General features: G+C 32.3%; 17 protein-coding genes. 6 read left to right on the top strand and 11 right to left on the bottom strand.

Features of this window, described 5'->3' with window-relative positions; genetic code table 11:
• Nucleotides 1-45 precede the first annotated feature (45 nt).
• Nucleotides 46-360: an EthD family reductase gene (locus tag ACFFVB_RS03945; RefSeq protein ID WP_382381377.1), complete on the top strand. Its 315-nt coding sequence runs from the start codon at nt 46-48 to the stop codon at nt 358-360.
• 2 nt (nt 361-362) lie between these two features.
• Nucleotides 363-1,010: a DsbA family oxidoreductase gene (locus ACFFVB_RS03940; protein ID WP_382381375.1), complete on the top strand. Its 648-nt coding sequence runs from the start codon at nt 363-365 to the stop codon at nt 1,008-1,010.
• Nucleotides 1,011-1,093: 83 nt separating this feature from the next.
• On the opposite strand, the gene ACFFVB_RS03935 is transcribed toward ACFFVB_RS03940, so the two are convergent.
• The 5 genes from ACFFVB_RS03935 to ACFFVB_RS03915 form a co-directional block, all read right to left on the bottom strand.
• Complete coding sequence (locus ACFFVB_RS03935; RefSeq protein ID WP_382381373.1) at nt 1,094-1,768, bottom strand: hypothetical protein; 675 nt, start codon at nt 1,766-1,768, stop codon at nt 1,094-1,096.
• Nucleotides 1,769-1,857: 89 nt separating this feature from the next.
• On the bottom strand, nt 1,858-2,274 hold the full coding sequence (locus ACFFVB_RS03930) for a thiol-disulfide oxidoreductase DCC family protein (RefSeq protein WP_382381371.1): 417 nt from the start codon (nt 2,272-2,274) through the stop codon (nt 1,858-1,860).
• Between the two features lie 28 nt (nt 2,275-2,302).
• Nucleotides 2,303-3,034: a DUF3575 domain-containing protein gene (locus ACFFVB_RS03925; protein WP_382381369.1), complete on the bottom strand. Its 732-nt coding sequence runs from the start codon at nt 3,032-3,034 to the stop codon at nt 2,303-2,305.
• A gap of 73 nt (nt 3,035-3,107) precedes the next feature.
• Nucleotides 3,108-5,273, bottom strand: a complete 2,166-nt coding sequence (locus tag ACFFVB_RS03920; protein ID WP_382381367.1) for an endonuclease MutS2 — start codon at nt 5,271-5,273, stop codon at nt 3,108-3,110.
• Between the two features lie 59 nt (nt 5,274-5,332).
• Complete coding sequence (locus tag ACFFVB_RS03915; RefSeq protein WP_382381365.1) at nt 5,333-6,838, bottom strand: YfcC family protein; 1,506 nt, start codon at nt 6,836-6,838, stop codon at nt 5,333-5,335.
• A gap of 67 nt (nt 6,839-6,905) precedes the next feature.
• Between ACFFVB_RS03915 and ACFFVB_RS03910 the strand changes: the two genes are divergently transcribed.
• The gene (locus ACFFVB_RS03910; RefSeq protein ID WP_382381363.1) at nt 6,906-7,571 is read left to right on the top strand and encodes a uracil-DNA glycosylase; all 666 of its coding nucleotides are present in this window, start codon (nt 6,906-6,908) and stop codon (nt 7,569-7,571) included.
• Between the two features lie 313 nt (nt 7,572-7,884).
• Here the strand turns inward: ACFFVB_RS03910 and ACFFVB_RS03905 are convergent, their stop codons facing one another.
• From ACFFVB_RS03905 to ACFFVB_RS03890, 4 genes are read right to left on the bottom strand one after another with little or no spacing between them, the layout of a single operon-like run.
• Nucleotides 7,885-8,757 carry a nucleoside phosphorylase gene (locus ACFFVB_RS03905; RefSeq protein ID WP_382381361.1) on the bottom strand — a complete coding sequence of 291 codons (873 nt, stop codon included), beginning with the start codon at nt 8,755-8,757 and terminating at the stop codon, nt 7,885-7,887.
• Nucleotides 8,747-9,718, bottom strand: coding sequence for a DUF1835 domain-containing protein (locus tag ACFFVB_RS03900; RefSeq protein WP_382381359.1), 972 nt, complete (start codon nt 9,716-9,718; stop codon nt 8,747-8,749). Before ACFFVB_RS03900 ends, ACFFVB_RS03905 begins: the two co-directional genes overlap by 11 nt.
• Entirely contained in the window at nt 9,696-10,022 is a 327-nt protein-coding gene (locus ACFFVB_RS03895; RefSeq protein WP_382381357.1) for a translation initiation factor, read from the bottom strand. The genes ACFFVB_RS03900 and ACFFVB_RS03895 overlap by 23 nt, the downstream gene beginning before the upstream one ends.
• Nucleotides 10,023-10,037: 15 nt before the next feature.
• Complete coding sequence (locus ACFFVB_RS03890; protein ID WP_382381355.1) at nt 10,038-10,988, bottom strand: isopenicillin N synthase family dioxygenase; 951 nt, start codon at nt 10,986-10,988, stop codon at nt 10,038-10,040.
• Nucleotides 10,989-11,293: 305 nt separating this feature from the next.
• On the opposite strand from ACFFVB_RS03890, the gene ACFFVB_RS03885 reads away from it, so the two are divergent.
• The 3 genes from ACFFVB_RS03885 to ACFFVB_RS03875 all read left to right on the top strand — a co-directional run bounded on the left by ACFFVB_RS03885 (nt 11,294) and on the right by ACFFVB_RS03875 (nt 15,112).
• Nucleotides 11,294-13,456: a S9 family peptidase gene (locus tag ACFFVB_RS03885; RefSeq protein ID WP_382381353.1), complete on the top strand. Its 2,163-nt coding sequence runs from the start codon at nt 11,294-11,296 to the stop codon at nt 13,454-13,456.
• A 296-nt stretch (nt 13,457-13,752) separates the two neighbouring features.
• A complete protein-coding gene (locus tag ACFFVB_RS03880) occupies nt 13,753-14,451 on the top strand; it encodes a hypothetical protein (RefSeq protein WP_382381351.1) in 699 nt (232 codons plus the stop codon).
• Between the two features lie 208 nt (nt 14,452-14,659).
• On the top strand, nt 14,660-15,112 hold the full coding sequence (locus ACFFVB_RS03875; RefSeq protein WP_382381349.1) for a cold-shock protein: 453 nt from the start codon (nt 14,660-14,662) through the stop codon (nt 15,110-15,112).
• A 434-nt stretch (nt 15,113-15,546) separates the two neighbouring features.
• Here ACFFVB_RS03875 and bamG read toward each other — a convergent pair whose 3' ends face one another.
• Both bamG and ACFFVB_RS03865 read right to left on the bottom strand, forming a co-directional pair.
• Nucleotides 15,547-16,779: a BamG family beta-barrel-assembly machinery protein gene (bamG, locus tag ACFFVB_RS03870; RefSeq protein ID WP_382381347.1), complete on the bottom strand. Its 1,233-nt coding sequence runs from the start codon at nt 16,777-16,779 to the stop codon at nt 15,547-15,549.
• A complete protein-coding gene (locus ACFFVB_RS03865) occupies nt 16,769-18,073 on the bottom strand; it encodes a DUF4270 family protein (protein ID WP_382381345.1) in 1,305 nt (434 codons plus the stop codon). Before ACFFVB_RS03865 ends, bamG begins: the two co-directional genes overlap by 11 nt.
• Nucleotides 18,074-18,205 lie beyond the last annotated feature (132 nt).

The raw sequence follows: 18,205 nt of genomic DNA, 5'->3' as shown, positions 1-18,205 counted from the left end.
TGTATTTTTACAGAAGGTGTATTAATTTTATAAAAACATGAAATTATGATAAAAGTATCTGTAATGTATCCAAACACTAAAGATGTTAAGTTTGATACAGATTATTATAAAAACACACATTTACCAATGGTTTCTAAAGCTTGTGGTGATGCTTTAAAAGGTTTAGAGTTAGATTTAGGTCTTGCAGGTAGAACACCAAATGAACCTGCTCCATATGTCGCCATTGCACATTTAACATTTGAAAATCTTGAGTCTTTTCAGAACGCTTTTGGGCCAAATGCCGAAACATTTGCTGCCGATTTAAAGAATTATTCAAACGTAAATGGAGAACTTCAAATAAGTGAACTTATAAAATTTTAAAGATGAAAGATAAATTAAAAATAGATATTGTATCAGATGTTGTATGCCCGTGGTGTACTATTGGATATAAGCGCTTAGAAAAAGCGATTTCAGAATTAGGTATTCAAGATCAAGTAGAGATCGAATGGCAACCTTTCGAATTAAATCCGAATATGCCTGTAGAAGGGCAGGACTTAACGGAACATATTGAAGAAAAATATGGATCGTCTTTAGAGCAGCAAAAAGATTCTCAGCAACATATGGCAGATGCTGGCGCGGAACTTGGTTTTACCTTCGATTATTTTGATAAATTTAAAATGGTAAACACCTTCGAAAATCATATTTTATTAGAATATGCTCATAAATTTGGGAAACAAACCGAATTAAAAATGCGATTAATGACTGCGTTTTTTAGCGAGAGAAAAGATGTTTCTGACAGATCTATATTAAAACAAGCATTATTAGATGTCGGTTTAAATGCAGAAGAAGGTTTAGCTTTATTAGATAATAAAGAAGCTCGTGAAGAAGTAAAAAGTAAAGAGTTGTATTGGCAACAAATGGGAGTGTCTTCTGTACCAACTATTGTTTTTAACAGAAAGAGTGCCGTTACAGGTGCACAACCCGTGGATGTCTTTAAAAGTGTGTTACAAGAACTTTTAGAGGCGTCTTAAGACATTTTGAACGACTAATTTTAAAGCATAAAAAAGCCTCATAATATGTTATGAGGCTTTTTCTATATGAAATAAACTATAAATTATTTTAAAGCTTTTTCTATTTTATCAGCGTATTCAGCAGCATTTTTACTTACACTACTTGGGTCTTCAATGCTTGAAGTAACTACAGCTACAAGTTGTTTACCTTCTACTTCATCTAAATTATAAGCTACAGTTTCTAAAACAAATGTTTTAACTGTTCTCGTTGTAGATGTTGCTGGCATATAAGTTCCAACACCAACGTAACCCATTGGGTGTCCGTAATAACCACCAAAACCACCATAGTAGCCAGGGTACATTCCGTACATACCACCCATAGTTCCTCCAGCGTAATATCCGCCATCGGTCGTTGTTTGTTGTTGTTCAGTATAATCTTTAATAACACTTAGTACAACACCATCAAATCCTTCTCTTTTAATAGTTGCCGAAAGTGCAGCAGTTTGAGCTTCATCTAATTTTTTATTTGGCTCGATATGAGGTAATTTTTTAAAACTTTCAGTTGCTTTAAAACCCTTTTCACGTAAATGGCTAGCAATTTCTTGTTCGAAAGCTATACGTGCTTGGTTATTATCTGTTCTCGCAATTACAAGAATGTTTTTATCTTTAATAGAAGATACATTATCTGCTTTCCAAGAGTCTAAAACTTTTACACTAGAACAACTACTTAAAACTAAAGTAATCATAAGTATTAAAAGTGAGTAATTTGATGTTTTCATAAAGTGTGTATTAATTGGTTAAAATAAGATTTCAAAAGTAAATGGTTAAAACTTGATTTGAAAGAAAAAACAATGAATAAATTGTAAAATTATTCAAAAAATTTAGATTTTAAAGCTTTTGTTGGTATCATACAATCATCTTTTCTACCATACCAACGGTATCTGTTCTTTGCGATATAATCGTAAATAACGTCTCTTATCCCTTTAGGAACGATTAAAAATATACCTAATACATTTATAGGAAAATTTAATTGGGTAGCGATTCTTAACGCTGCACTAGATTTTGTGTATAATTTACGGTCTGGAGTATAAAGTAAAATAGAGTCGGTTGTAGTGGTATCGATTTTAAAAGATTCTAGTATCGGCTTTGCCGTTTCACCTTGTAACGTCGTAAACTTAAAGTTGTTGTTCTTATCATGTCTAATTACAAATTGCACAGAATTATCACATAAATTACAAACACCATCAAAAAGAATAAGTTTTTCATTTTTAGCTAATGTGATCATTATAATAGTGTTTAAATTTTAATTACAATTAAAAAGTATAACCTAGAGCGATACCATATCTAAATGAAAATGCTGAAAATTGTGATCGTCTATTCACTTCAGATAATCTAAAATCTGAATTAATAAAATCTAATATACTGTAATTCTCTAAAGCTTCATTGAAATCTTCATAAAATTCGTTAGGTAGATCTTTATGATTTTTAAATTTGAATTTATATGTTCCTGAACCAGGTCCTGCAATCATAAAATCGATAGTAAAATGTTTAGAAAGTGCTAATTTATATCCAACCATTAATCCTGCAGAGGCTACGCTGGCACTAGTGTCGAATTCGAAATCGTAGAGTTGATTGTTAGAATTTTTATAACTCCCATCGACTTCACTTTTATACATCGAATATTTAAAATAGGCTCCAAGGTAAAATCCGGTTAGCATTCTATTAGAAGTCTGACTTAAATAATAGCGTACTTCAGGAATGATTTGGTATCCAGTATAGAAAATTTCATCGGTTTTAACTTTATTAGCATTAAGTCCCGATATTTTAACCAAGCCTTCTTTTCCCTTATAACCAAGACCTAAAGTAGCGGTAAAATTATTCCAAATATAGCGTTCATAAGACAACTGATATACACCATTTATTAGTTGCGGAATTTCTAAAGAAACCTCATTCTTAAAATCAGTTTTTAAATTCGATTTATCTCGTTGTCCGTAACTAAATGTCGTTATAAACGAAAGTAAAAGAAGTATATATGTGTGTTTCATGTTGGGTTGATTTGGATCTTTAAATTACAAAATATCTATTTAATTATGGTTAATAATTTAAATAGGTACTTTGCTATTTTTTAGCCTCTACAAGTTCCAATTGATCTAGATTCACATTAGTTGTGAAAATGCCATAGTTTACAATAGCCTTGTTTTTTTCAATTTTATCGATACTTCCTATCGCTTTACCATCAATCATACGCACGCGATCACCTAATCTTAACGTTACTTTTGGTCTAGGTGCCTCAATCGCTTTTTGTTTCGCTATTTTTTTCTTTTCTCGTATAACTTCAACTTTCTTTTCTGCTTCCTCAACAACTTTCTTCTCTTTGGCTTTCTGAACTTTTTTCTGCTTTACAGTAACCCGTTTACGTTTAGAGTTTTCAATCTGAACCACTTTAAAAATTTCATCTTGCATTTCCTTCTTGCGTTTATTCTCGAAGTATTTTTCTGCAATATCATTTAGTTTTTGTCCTAAATAAATTAAACGCTGATTGCTATCGTAAAGCTCTTGATAACTTTCTAGTTTCTTCTGAATTTTAGTGTTAATCTCTTCTAATTTTTCGGCTTCAGATAATTTTTTCTGTTCGTTAACCTTAAGAGAACGCTCTGTTTTTTCTAATTTATTACGTTCTTTTTGAAGTTTAGCAATAGTCGCATCGAAACGTACTTTACTGCCTTCAATCTTCTTTTTAGCTTTGTTTATTAAACTATACGGAATACCGTTTTTCTGAGCAACTTCGAAGGTAAACGAACTCCCTGCTTGTCCTAAAACCAATTTAAAAATAGGCTCTAAAGTCTGATTATTAAATTGCATATTAGCATTTTGCATATATGGCAATTCATTAGCTAAAATTTTTAAGTTGGAGTAGTGGGTCGTAATAATACCGTAGGCTTCACGCTCGTAAAATTCTTCTAAAAACGATTCTGCTAGTGCTCCTCCTAATTCTGGGTCTGATCCTGTTCCGAATTCATCAATTAAAAAGAGTGTCCTGCTGTTGCATTTTTTTAAGAAATAATTCATCTGCTTTAAGCGGTAACTATACGTACTTAAATGATTTTCGATAGATTGATTATCTCCGATATCACTTAAAACACGTTCGAAAATGTAAGTTTTACTACGTTCGTGTACAGGAATTAACATTCCACTTTGCAACATAACCTGTAATAATCCTACCGTTTTTAATGTAATACTTTTTCCTCCTGCATTAGGTCCCGAAATGACAATAATTCGATTCTCCTCGTTTAATGTAATGGTTTGAGGGTATGTGGTTTTTCCTTTTTTTGAATTCGTTAAAAACAATAAAGGATGGTAAGCATCGCGTAAAAACATGCTGCGTTCTTCTGTAATTTCAGGAAGAATAGCGTTTAACGATTTTGCATATTGCGCTTTAGCTGCAATTAAGTCTATATTAATTAAAAACGCCTGATAGTCTGCTAATAATGTAATATACGGACGAATAAAATTGGTTAAATCCTTAAGGATTTTTACAACTTCTTCTTTTTCTTCAAACTGTAAATTGTGTAATTCTCGTGTGTACCTTAAAGTCGCTTCGGGCTCTATAAAAACAATACTTCCTGTTTTACTACTCCCCATTATAGACCCTTTCACTTTTCGTCTATACATGGCTTTAACCGCCAAAACTCGCTTGTTTTCCACAACAGATTCTCGAATATCATCTAAATAATCTAAACCTTGATACATGCTCAAGGCCGAAGTGAAACTCTGGTTTATTTGGCCTTTAAGCTTATTCATTACCTGCCTAATCTCATAGAGTAGTGGTGATGCATTATTCTTTACCTCTCCAAATCGATCTACAATAGCATCTATTCTTTCAATAAGTACTTTTGTGATTTCGATATGTGAAGCACTTTCATATAAATTAGGATAGTATTCTATAAACTTTTTCAGGAACACAATTATTTCATTGGTCGCCTGAGAAATAGAAACGATCTTTTTTAAACTATGAACTTCCAAATACGTGTTTTCAATCTTAAGAAGTTTGAGTTCTTTAGTAATATCATCGAAACCATGATTCGGGATACGGTTGTCGTTATCATACGACGACACATATTCGTGGGTTAATTGGAGCTCGCGTAAAACGTCTGCTTTATGTTGAAAAGGTGACATTTCAAGAGCAGCACTATGTCCCAAGCCAGTGATACAATATTCACTAACTTGTTCTAATACCGTTTGAAATTCTAAATCTTGTAAGGTTTTTTGGTGAATGTTTATCATCCTAAATTTTGAAACTTTTTAAAGACAACAAATTTAAGGAAATAAAAAGGTTAAAGCCTCTAAATGTAGACTGAAATTGTTAATACTATCATGATGAAAATTAGTAATATTCCAACTAAAGGCATCACAAAGCGTAACCATTTATCAAAACCTATTTTAACTATAGCTAAAGAGGCTAAAATTAAACCTGTCGGATTAATAAATGCAAATATTCCCATTCCAAATTGATAAGCATTTACAACCAAGTCTCGACCTATTCCAACTCCATCTGCTAATGGTGCCATAATTGGCATGGTTAAAACAGCCATTCCTGAAGACGACGGAATAAAGAATGAAAGTCCGCTGTAAATGTAAAGCATGGCATTTATAAACACTCCTTTATTCATCCCATCGGTTAAAGAACTGGCGTAAAATAATAAGGAATCGCTAATTAGCCCGTCTTCCATTAAAACGGTTACACCACGAGCAATTCCAATAATAAAGGCTACACCAAGCAAATCGTTAGCACCTTTAATAAAGGTATCTACAAAGGTTGCTTCTTTAATTCTCGCAATCACTCCTATTAAAATGGCACCAACTAAAAAGACGGTTGTCATTTCTAAAAACCACCAATCTAATTGAGACACACCATAAATCATTACCACAAAACATAAAGAAAATATGATTAATATAAGTTTATACTTGGCCGTTAATTTTACAGCAGAATCTAAATTTGTTAAGGGAAATCGAAGTTCAATATCTTCTTTTTGTTCAAAAACAATGGATTTAGAGGGATCGTTTTTTACACGTTGGGCATAACGAATGATATATAGTAAACAAATAATCAATCCTAAAACTAAAACCACTAAACGCGTAGTTAGTCCTGTGGTCCAATTAATTCCGGCAGCGTCTGAAGCAATTATAGTACAAAACGGATTAACTGTAGAAGCTAAGGTTCCGATACATGATCCAATATAAATAGAAGCCAAAGCGACCATGGCATCGTATTTTGCGGCGAGAAATACAGGAATAAGAATAGGGTAGAAGGCTATGGTTTCTTCGGCAAGACCAAATGTTGTTCCTCCAATTCCAATTAAAATTGTAATTACAATGATTAAAATATATTCTCGTCCTTGTAATGTTTTTGCTAGGGATGAAATTCCGGCTTCAAAAGCGCCACTAAAATTCATAATTCCAATAAACCCTCCAATAATTAGAACAAAAAGGATAACATCTATAGCCTCCATAATACCTTTTATAGGTGATTGTATAAAGGCCATAACACCTTGGGGTTGCGAATCTAAAGTATGGTAGGTGTTGGGAATTCCGATGGGTTTCCAAATATCACCGTTCTTAAATTTTTCGATCGGTATTTTAATATCAAAGTGCTCTAAAGTTTCCTGCGTGGCAGGCAAAATTAAAGTCTCCGTTTTCTTTTCTTGGCTAAAAGTATCAGAATCTGAGTGATATGTTAATCTATCGTATTTTCCTGCGGGAATAATATAAGTTAAAAACGCGACCACCCCAGCGATAATAAGTAAAACGGTTAGTGCTGTAGGGAATTTAATGGCTTTAAGTGAAGACATTCTTTTCAATTTTATAAGGTGAAAGATAATACTATTTTTAAATTTGAACTTTCAAACCTTTATATAAATGTCAAAAAACATAAACCCCGATTGGCTTCCTTTTTTAAATCCTGAATTTGAAAAACCTTACTTTAAAAGTTTATGGCGTTTTGTAGAAGTAGAATATAATACAACTGTTTGCTATCCACCGAAATCCGACATATTTAATGCTTTTAATTCGTGTGCCTTTGATGATTTAAAGGTTGTGATTTTAGGGCAAGATCCTTATCATGGCCCCGGACAAGCTAATGGTTTGTGTTTTTCTGTTGCCGATGGAATTATGCATCCACCATCTTTAAAAAATATTTTCAAAGAAATTCAATCAGATTTAGGGACCGATTATCCTGTAAGTGGAAATTTAGAGCGTTGGGCTAAGCAAGGTGTTTTATTATTAAATCCTACCCTTACGGTTCGAGAACATGAAGCTGGCAGTCATCAAAAACAAGGTTGGGAAACTTTTACAGATCGTGTGATCTCACAAATTAGTGCAGAAAAGGAAAATGTTGTGTTTTTATTGTGGGGCGGATTTGCTAAAAAGAAATCGAAATTAATAGACACTCAGAAACATTATGTGTTAACATCTGGTCATCCTTCTCCGTTAAGTGCAAATCGAGGGTATTGGTTTGGCAATAAGCATTTTAGTGAAACTAACTCCCTGTTGGTGCAAAATAAGTTTTCTGAGATTGCTTGGTAGTTGTTTCACGTACCATCTTTATGTGATTTTGCGTATCAACAGCAGAATCGGTTAATTTATTACAACTAAAAAACAATAATAAAATATTTATTATAATAAGTGCCGCTATAATTATTGAAATGGTTAGTATCATAGTCTGGTTTAGTTAATCGTAACTAAACTTAATAATTAGTTTTAAAATAACCTAATTATTTGAGTCATAATTGAGTAAAACGTAATTTGATCAGCTTTTATACTATCTATTCTTAGATTTTGATAATGCTTTTATCCTTTCATTACATTTAAACTAAAACGAACTGTTGTCGATGTTTCATTATAGATCTAATATTCTATTTAGAGTATAGGTTATTAGACGCTCGATTAGCTTTCCTGGGTCCGTACTAAATTCTCCTGTAGCACGATTTGCAATAATGGCATTTAGTGATAATGCATTGTGACCGAGTAGGGCAGATAGGCCATAAATAGCAGCGGTTTCCATTTCGAAATTTATAACTTTTAGACCTTCGAAATTAAAAGAATGTATTTTATCGTTTAAATCTTTATCTTCAATAGATAATCGTAAAACGCGACCTTGAGGGCCATAAAATCCACTCGCTGTGGCTGTAACTCCAGCACTTGTTTCTTCAGATGAAAAAAGAGCTTCTAGTGACTTACTATTATGTATTAAAACTGGTAATGCTTTATTTGCATTCCACTGCGTGTGGGTGACAAAAGCAGATTCGAAGGCTTTGTTTCTATGGTTTTCAATATTATAAAAATGTAGCATTCCAGAAAAATCTAATCCATACGAGCTTAATGCAAAAGAATCTACTGGAACTTCTTTTTGAAGTGATCCCGAAGTTCCAACACGAATAATATTCAATGTTGTTAACTCTTTTTTAATGCTACGTGTTTCAAAATCAATATTAACTAAGGCATCTAATTCATTTAGAACGATATCGATGTTGTCGCAACCAATTCCTGTAGAAACAACACTTATACGCTTACCTTTATATAAACCTGTTTCTGTTTTAAACTCGCGCTTTTGAATAGAGTATTCAACCGAATCAAAATATTTGGTAATTTTACTTACACGATCTTGATCGCCAACTAATATAATAGTATGCGCAATATGTTCTGGTTTTAAATTTAAATGATAAACACTTCCGTCTGGATTTAAAATTAATTCTGATTCTTTAATTGCCATAATTAACTGAGTTTACAAGCTTATTCAGCTTAACATTAAAATTGAAATCTTTTTTATTTACACCGCCATAAACTAAAGAATCTATAATGTCTTTTTCGTAGTTTGCTTCAGAATTTAGCGCTTTTTTTCCGTCTTCATTTAGGGTTAAGCTATGCTCTTCTTCTTTGTAAAACATGCTTAATCTATTAATTAAACGTTCAAATTGCATATCTCCATAACCATAAAAACCTTGAAAGTTAACGGCATAGCCGAGTAGATGATTTCTAGAATGGATATCTCTTCGATCGACTATCCTAAGTATATTAAGTTCTAATTCGCTAAGCCCATTTTCGGAATTAGGAAAACGCTGTAGGTGTGCTTTTAAGCAATTACTTAAATATTCGAAAGACGAATGTTTTATAATATAAGGTTTAATAAGATTGTGATCTTTACCATTATATAATTGCCAAATGGTTCGCGCTAAATCTTTATCGTCTGTCGTTAAACGTAAGCGAGCATCGTAATGATCTGTAAGTTGTGCAGAGCTTAATTCTGCCAGACCTTTAAGTTCGTTTACACCATGAATTCTCCCACTACATACCAAAAATAGAGGCAAATTAATTTTCTTTTGAAGTAACAAATTAATGACCCCAATTAGATTAATATGACAAAACAAATCGTACTCGAACCACAGGATGATTTCCGTATACTTATCAATATTATCTAAAATACTTATATCTTTTCTTACTTTATCAAGGTCAACTTCAATATCGTAAAACTCTTTTAAAAAATCTATTCGAATATCTAAAAATTTATCCGAATTGATATGCTCAATCGTAGGACCTTCGCAAAGCATTTCTTCCCACGTTAATATTTCGCCTTTAAATTCTAATTCGACTAAATACTTGGTTAAGACACTTCCGTTGGTGATATGCAATGTTGTGTTTTGATCCATATAATTATCCTCCAACGCGTTTAACATTAAATCCCTTTTCTTTTAAAATCGACATTATTTTATCCCGATAATCACCTTGGATAATTATTTTGTCGTCTTTAAAACTTCCACCAACACTAAGTTCTTTTTTTAAATCTTTCGCTAATATTTTAAAATCTTCAGTAGCTCCCGTATATCCTTCTAAAATTGTAATGGGTTTTCCCTTACGTTTTTCGTATTTACAAAGAATAGGATCGTCTTGAAGCCATAAATTAGAATCCTTTTCTGCTGATTCTTGAGGTATTTCTTCGTGTTCGGGAAATAAGTTTTTTAACTGATCTTTTAAATCCATAGGAAGGATGCTGTTTTATTTTTTTATTAAACCTAACTCAACTAAACGCTCGTACAAATAATCTCCAGCCGTAATATCATCAAATTGTTTCGGATGATTGTCATCAATACAATTCTCTAATACATTTAATTTCATATCACTTATAGGATGCATAAAAAACGGAATAGAATATCTAGACGTTCCCCATAATTCCTTTGGCGGATTGATTACACGGTGTATAGTAGATTTTAATTTGTTGTTGGTGTGTCTCGATAGCATATCACCAACATTAATCATAAGCTCGTCAGGTTGTGCAATGGCATCAATCCATTCGCCAGCATTATTTTGCACTTGTAAACCACGACCTTGTGCACCCATTAATAAGGTAATTAAATTGATATCTCCATGGGCAGCAGCACGAACAGCGGCTTTTGGTTCTGATGTAATAGGCGGGTAGTGAATAGGTCTTAAAATAGAATTCCCATTCTTTATATAGCTGTCAAAATACGTTTCTTCTAAATCTAAATAAATAGCTAAAGCACGAAGCACATATTTTGCTGTTTTTTCTAACATTTTATAAGCTTCTTCTCCTACTGCATTAAACTTAGGAAGCTCGGAAACGATCACGTTTTTAGGATATTCTGATTCTAATTTTTCGTCGTTTTCTACGTATTGACCAAAGTGCCAAAACTCTTTTAAATCACCTTCTTTTTTACCTTTAGCATGTTCCTTTCCAAAAGACGTATAACCACGCTGACCGCCGATACCTTCTATTTCATAAGTATCTTTTTTGTCTTGTGGTAAATCGAAAAAGTTTTTTATTTCAGAATATAAATCAGCTTCCAAGTGCTCATTCAAAAAATGACCTTTTAAAGCAACAAATCCGATGTCTTCATAAGCCTTACCAATTTGCTCAACAAACTGTTGTTTTTTTATGGGATCGTTAGATATAAAGTCTTTTAAATCTACGCTAGGAATGCTATTCATATATCTTAATTTTAATAGAGTGTAATTACAAATGTACAAAAAACAACGATAGTTAAATTGAAACTATTTTATGAAATTCGTACTTTATAGCAGCTTTTTTTATATCATAATAAAACATAAATGTATAAAATTTTATATCTCAATTAAAGGATATTATAACCTATCGCTCTAGATGCTTTTTATTTGTCTTTTTTATCCCTTTCTAAAGTTATCAGTGTATCTAATCATAAAGATAAAATTGATCGGTTAGTATTTTTATGTGTAATTCTTCATTATATTTATAAACCACTAACAACGAAACAGATATGAAACCGACCTTTTGTTTTTTAACTTTACTTTTTTTAATTGGATGTAAATCAGACATCAAAGAATCTTCTACACCAGAAATCCAACCTCCAATAGCAAAAATTCATGCTGAAGAATTGGTCAATCATGGAGATACGCGAATAGACAATTATTTTTGGATGCGCTTATCCGACGAACAAAAAAACGCAACAACTCCTGATGCTCAAACTCAAGATGTCATTGATTATTTAAATGCTGAAAACGACTATTTAGATAAGGTTATGAGTCATACAGATTCGCTTCAAACAGTTTTATTTGAAGAAATTAAAGGACGTATAAAAAAAGACGACGAGTCCGTTCCTGTGAATCATAATGGGTATTCTTATTATTCGAAATATAAAGAAGGCAATGATTATCCTTTATACTGTAGGTCTAAAATGGGAACAAATGAAGAAGAAATTATGCTAAACGGACCGGAACTCTCTAAAGGATTGACCTATTTCGGAATGGGAAATCAGGCAGTGAGTACAAACAATACATTATTGGCTTATGCTGTAGATACTATTTCTAGGAGACAATACACCATACGTTTTAAGAATTTAGAAACAGGCGACATGTTAGAAGATTTCTTAGAAAACACTGCCGGTAGCGCAATATGGGCAAACGACAATAAAACCGTGTTTTATACGACTAAGGACCCTGAAACCTTAAGAAGTAATAAGATTTTTAAACACACTTTAGGAGAATCTCAAGATCAAGATGTTTTAGTGTACGAAGAAAAAGATGACACCTTTAGATGTACCGTTTTTAAGTCGAAATCTGAAGCTTTTATTTTTATTGGAAGTTTTCAAACCATTTCTACCGAATACCAATATATAAACGCAGACACTCCAAATGGTACTTGGAAAATTATTCAGCCAAGAGAGAAAAATCTAGAATATTTTGTAGATCATTATGCAAATCATTTTTACATCAGAACAAATAAAGACAATGCTAAAAATTTTAAATTAGTAGAAACTCCAATTAATACAACTGCAAAAGAGAATTGGGTAGATGTAATTCCGCATAGAAACGATGTACTTTTAGAAGATTTTGATTTGTTTAAAGATTTCTTGGTGATTTCTGAGCGTAAAAAGGGTTTGCGAGAACTTAGAATGAGAAATTGGAATGGGAATGAACATTATTTACAATTTAAAGATCCAACGTATCTAACTTACACCACATCTAATTTAGATTTCGATACCGATATTTTAAGATATAACTATTCATCTTTAACGACTCCAAATAGCACTTTAGAATACAATATGAAGACTAAGGACCAAGTTGTACTTAAGCAAGACGACGTTTTAGACGCTAACTTTAATTCGGACAATTATGTTTCTGAGCGTTTATTTGCTACAGCAACAGACGGCACTAAAGTCCCTATCTCTTTAGTTTATAAAAAAGGAATTACAAAGTCAGGAAATAATCCGTTACTATTATATGCTTATGGATCCTATGGTTCTATTATAGATGCTAGTTTTAATTCGAGTAGGTTAAGTCTCTTAGATCGCGGATTTGTGTACGCTATTGCTCATGTTCGTGGGGGAGAAGAAATGGGGCGACACTGGTACGAAGATGGTAAATTATTAAACAAGAAAAATACGTTTACAGATTTTATAGATTGTGCTGAATATCTAATCGATGCTAAATATACGTCCTCAGAACATTTATATGCCGAAGGAGGTAGTGCAGGAGGGTTGCTAATGGGAGCTATAGTAAATATGAAACCAAAATTATGGAATGGTGTTGTTGCGGCTGTGCCATTTGTAGACGTAGTATCGACTATGTTGGATGAAACCATTCCTTTAACCACATTTGAATTTGATGAATGGGGAAACCCAAAAGACAGTATCTATTACGACTATATAAAATCGTATTCGCCTTACGATAATGTTGAAGCTAAAGCGTATCCAAATATGCTAATTACTACAGGGTATTGGGATAGCCAAGTGCAATATTGGGAACCTGCAAAATGGATCGCAAAGTTGCGCGCTACAAAAACAGACGATAACTTGTTGATTATGGATTGTAATATGGATGTTGGTCATGGTGGAGCATCAGGGCGTTTTGAACGTTACAAAATTCAGGCATTAAAATATGCGTTCTTACTAGATTTAGAAAACGAAGTCAGTTCAAATTAACGCATAAAATGATTAAATTAAAAAGCCAGAACTCATGTTATGGCTTTTTTTTAAGTTATTCAGCCCATTATACTACGTGGTGAAATGATATTGCTATTATAAAGCATCGGAGAAACTTATTGGTTTTATATTTTATACGTTTTGTTAAAAAATGAACATATTGTAGCCTTAAATCTTCACTTTTTAATTAAATGCTTAAATAGTTGTAAAAAGGTCCCAAACGTTAACAAATTTTAGGAATGATTCTTGCTTACATTAAAAATTATCAATTATTTTTGAGCTGTATAAATTCCCCTATGAAGTATATTTTTTCATTTATTATTTTTCTATGTCTGTCAACAACTGTTTGGTCTCAAATAGATTCTAGACAAGGGAATTCCCTATTTATACCTGCTGTTGAAAGCGAAGAAGGAAAAGCTACGGAAGTAAATAGTTTGGATATAAAACCTTTAGAAGCTCCAAGTTTAAATGAATCAAATAACTCTGATAAAGTAAATGGTTTAACGGTAACCAAACACCCAAGCTTAAATGTAAAGGAGGAATTCTCGATGTTTAATAAAAAGAAATTCGGAAATCCAGCAGAACTTTTTCAAGATAATTTAGACAATCAATTGGTTATGCCAGATTCTGAAGCTGTGAATCCAGATGCCGTTGGGAGTTTGGTCGATCAGTATTTTGGAGATTTCAAAACCACTTCAGGAACTGTTAATATTGTATATAGAGATCACCAAGCATTCGATGGTGACCGCATCATGGTGCTTGTAAACGACGATATTATTAAATCTAATGTCTTGTTAACAAATGGATTTAGTGGTTTTACATTCGAGTTGCAACCTGGTCTTAATAAAATAGATTTTCAAGCCTTGAACACAGGAAGTTCAGGTCCTAATACCGCTCAGTTTAAAGTTTTAGACGACGAAGGGAACTACATTTCAGGGAACACTTGGAATTTAGCAAAGGGTGTTAAAGGGTCTATTATAATAGTAAAGGAGTAATCTAAACCAATTCCAAAAACACTTTTTATTTTCTACCAAATAATGGGACTTAACTATTTATTAAAATAGTTTTTTGTCTAGTGTTTATCAAATCCAAATACTTACATTATCTTTGTAAAGAATTGTAATGCGTTTAGTCGTCTATTTATAGACGTTAAGGTATTCATTTCAATAAACTTAATCTTCAATTTAAAACAAGTAGTAATTTATGGCTAAGTCTCAACAGACGTACAATAAAATCGAAAAAGAAAAAGCACGTCAAAAAAAGCGTGAAGACAAACTAAAGAAAAAAGAAGCTCGTAAAGCTGAATCTAAAGACTCTCAAGGTATTCAATTTGCCTATGTAGATCAATACGGAAATCTTACAGATACGCCACCGGATCCAGCAGATAAAATTAAAGTAGAAGCAGAAGATATCGTAATCGGAATTCCTAAAAAGGATGATAGCGATATTGAAGAAGTAGATCCTATCCGTAAAGGAAAAGTATCGTTTTTTGATAGCTCTAAAGGTTTCGGATTTATTATCGATGCAGAAAATTCAGAAAAATATTTCTGTCACGTAAGTGGTTTAATTGATACTATTATCGAAAATGATAAAGTTCAATTTGAACTAGAACGTGGTATGAAAGGTATGAATGCAGTTAGAGTTAAGAAAATTTAATCTTAAGTGTATTTGCAATAAATGTTGTAATATCATTGTTGATATTCATAAACTTAAATTAATTTAAACTTATGAATATGATTTATAAAAAGATATGTCTATAAATATATCTTTTAACAATGATGATATTTCATGTTTTATACTTAAAAATGCGTAATTAGTGTTCCTTTAGGGAGTTACAAAGGAGTTGTTTTTGGTATAAAATAATATGATTAAATATTTTCTTCAGATTCCTTATAGGGATCTGAATGTGTTTTATATGTATTCGTAGTAGTTAATTTGAATACTGATAGGCCTTTAGAAGTGAGTAAATTTAAAGGCTTTAGGATATTTTAAATTGTATTAAAGTTCGGTGCAATTTTGCTAATCTTCCGTGTTCTTTACGGAATTTCGAATAACAAAATTGCAGTCCTTCTTTATAAAGTAATATAATTTTATTGAAACTTTCTTTTCTCGAACCAACGTCCTGCTAAACTAATGTTTAGTGTAAGCATATGGTAATTTTCTTGAATAATACCATCGTAAATCTGTCCTTTTTTTCCATAAGAATACGCTACATTTAACATGGATACTGTATTGTAACTTACAGGAATACCTAACCCAATATTAAAAGAGTAATTGCTGATTTTTTTATCGTTTATTTCTAAACTTCCGCTGTCGTAATTTAGTCCTGCACGATATTGCATTCTATTTTTAAATTTTAAAGGGCTACCATTAGGATCGAATTCTATACCAAAACCAAAAATATCCTGGTCTACAAATGTTCCAAGCTGATCTGTTTGGTCGGTGTCCGCCCAATATTTTTTCTTGTAATCGAAAGCAACATTTACCTGATCTAAGAATCTAGTTTGTATACCAAAACCGACTTCTAGGGGTAATTTAAAATCATCTAAATCTTGTTCTAAGCTTATGTCACTATCGTACAATTGAGAAATATCTCTGTACTGTGTACCGCTTAAATTAGTAGGTAAATTTACTACCGCACCTAACGTTGTATTTTTAATAGGTTTATATTGAATTCCTGCTCCAAATTGTAGTCCCGAATAGCTGTTAGCATCATAAATATCTAAAACATTAGTTCCGATGTAATTCACTTCATTTTCAATAATCTGACCAAATAAAACGGAACCCGTTACACCAACGCTTAAATTATCTAATAGCGAGTAACCATAATTTAACTTCAAATCATTTAAACCTCCAGATCCATTAATATCACTGTAAAAAGAACTTATTGAACCTTCGATATCCGATTCAACATTTGTTAAATTATAACCTACACTGGTGTACGGTATAAGCGTTAGACTTACTCCAGATTTTTTATTTAATGGAAACGCAAAAGCCATGTTAGAAAAGTTAGCTACAGTTTTGTACTCTTTAACACCACCATCAATTTGTGTACCATATTCAGATTTTAATCCCACATCAAAAAAGAAGGTGTTTAAAGGAATACTCGACATGGAAGCAGGATTTAAATTATTAATAAACTCAGAAGAGCTTCCTGCAATACCAGTATTTCCTAATGCCGTTGTTTTCCCTGTATTCGTAGTATTAAATGTTCCCATACCATAAAGCGAATATGGTGAACTTGATAAGGAGTTCGTTTGAGAAAAAGCGGATACGACAGTTAAAAATAAAGTTGTTGTAAGTATATTTATTTTAGTACTCATTATATAGTGCATAGTTTAATTCTAAATATGTTTTCAAGTCTTTTTCTTCGGAACCTTCGCCTTCTAAAATGTAACGGTCTACAGAATCGGTAAACCCTTGAGAGGTAATTCCTAGGAATAGATTCGATGTGTTTGTGGCGTTCAGTTTTAAATCAAGAAAGTATTTTAAAGGAATGGTATAGGTGGTATAATTAGAATCGAATTCATCTGTTAATTTTCGGCCATATACAGTACTTCCTGTGTAATCTATTAAAGTGGTTACAATCTCAGATTTCTGATCGATGATATAAACATTTAAAGAATCTCGTGTATTCAAATTATCGGTACTTGAATTCTTTTTAAGTGATATTCTTAAATTAGCATCCATAATAGAGCCAGAACCATCTAAAGTATTTATGCGCTCTATAAATGGAATATCTATTCTTGTTGCTAAACCACTACCGGCTTGAATAAAACTTAAATTATCTGCTAGCGGACTAGGAACTTCATCGGTCTGATCTTCTAAAGTATTGAAAACTGTTGTAGAGAAATCTGAAGTGATATTGTTAAAACTATTACTCGTATTTATAGAAATATCGTAATAACCATCTTCCGTGTCATCTTCATTAGCAATAGAATAATACAGTCTGAGTTTCGATGTGGTACTAATTCCTATTACAGTAGTATTTGCATCGTCGGCTTCAATCATTATCCCTTTATATTTATCTAGGAATTCTGTACTATTATTTATTTCGTTATCCTGAATATCATCGAATATTTGTTTTCCAAAATCGGAATGTAATGTAAAATGAATAGAATCCGATCGTATTGGTGTCGGACTAAATTGTGCGCTTCCAATAGACGTAGGGTCAGTTTTAAATGTTGTGGTATTATAAAAGTAATCTTCGTCTGGGGTAATGGTTTCTAAAACTTCGTAGACATTAAATTTTTGTGTCGGAATGGTATCATTATAGTAGTAATCTGTGTAATCTAATAATAGCGCAACAGAATCGTAAACAGCATCAGAATCTATATATAAAGAACCGCTATTTAGTTCAAAATATGGAGTCGTTTTAATATGTCCGAAAGTTGGATCTGTATAGCCTCCTAGTAAATAACGACTTGGAGTTGTTACAACAATCGAATCGAATTTGTAGGTAGATGTGTTAACCGTAAAGGTATCGATATAGAAAACTTTTGTTCCATTATCTATCCAATCCTCTCCAATTACAGACGTTGCTTCAGAATCGCAAGATTCTAAAAGCATCATAAAACAACAGGCTCCAAGGAGTGTTCTAAAAAATATTGAGTTCATAGGTGATTTTTAATATTAAGCGAACTTAAACTGTAAGCCCTTACTTTTAAAAAGAGATATACCAAACACACTTTTATGTCTGCGAACGCCTAAATATTCTCGATGTCTTTCAGAAACCCTATTCATCGATTA

It is taken from the genome of Formosa undariae (genome assembly GCF_042427615.1).
GTDB lineage: Bacteria > Bacteroidota > Bacteroidia > Flavobacteriales > Flavobacteriaceae > Formosa > Formosa undariae.
The sequence above is the reverse complement of the archived record's forward strand: the minus strand, read 5'-3'. Positions and strand labels throughout refer to the sequence as shown.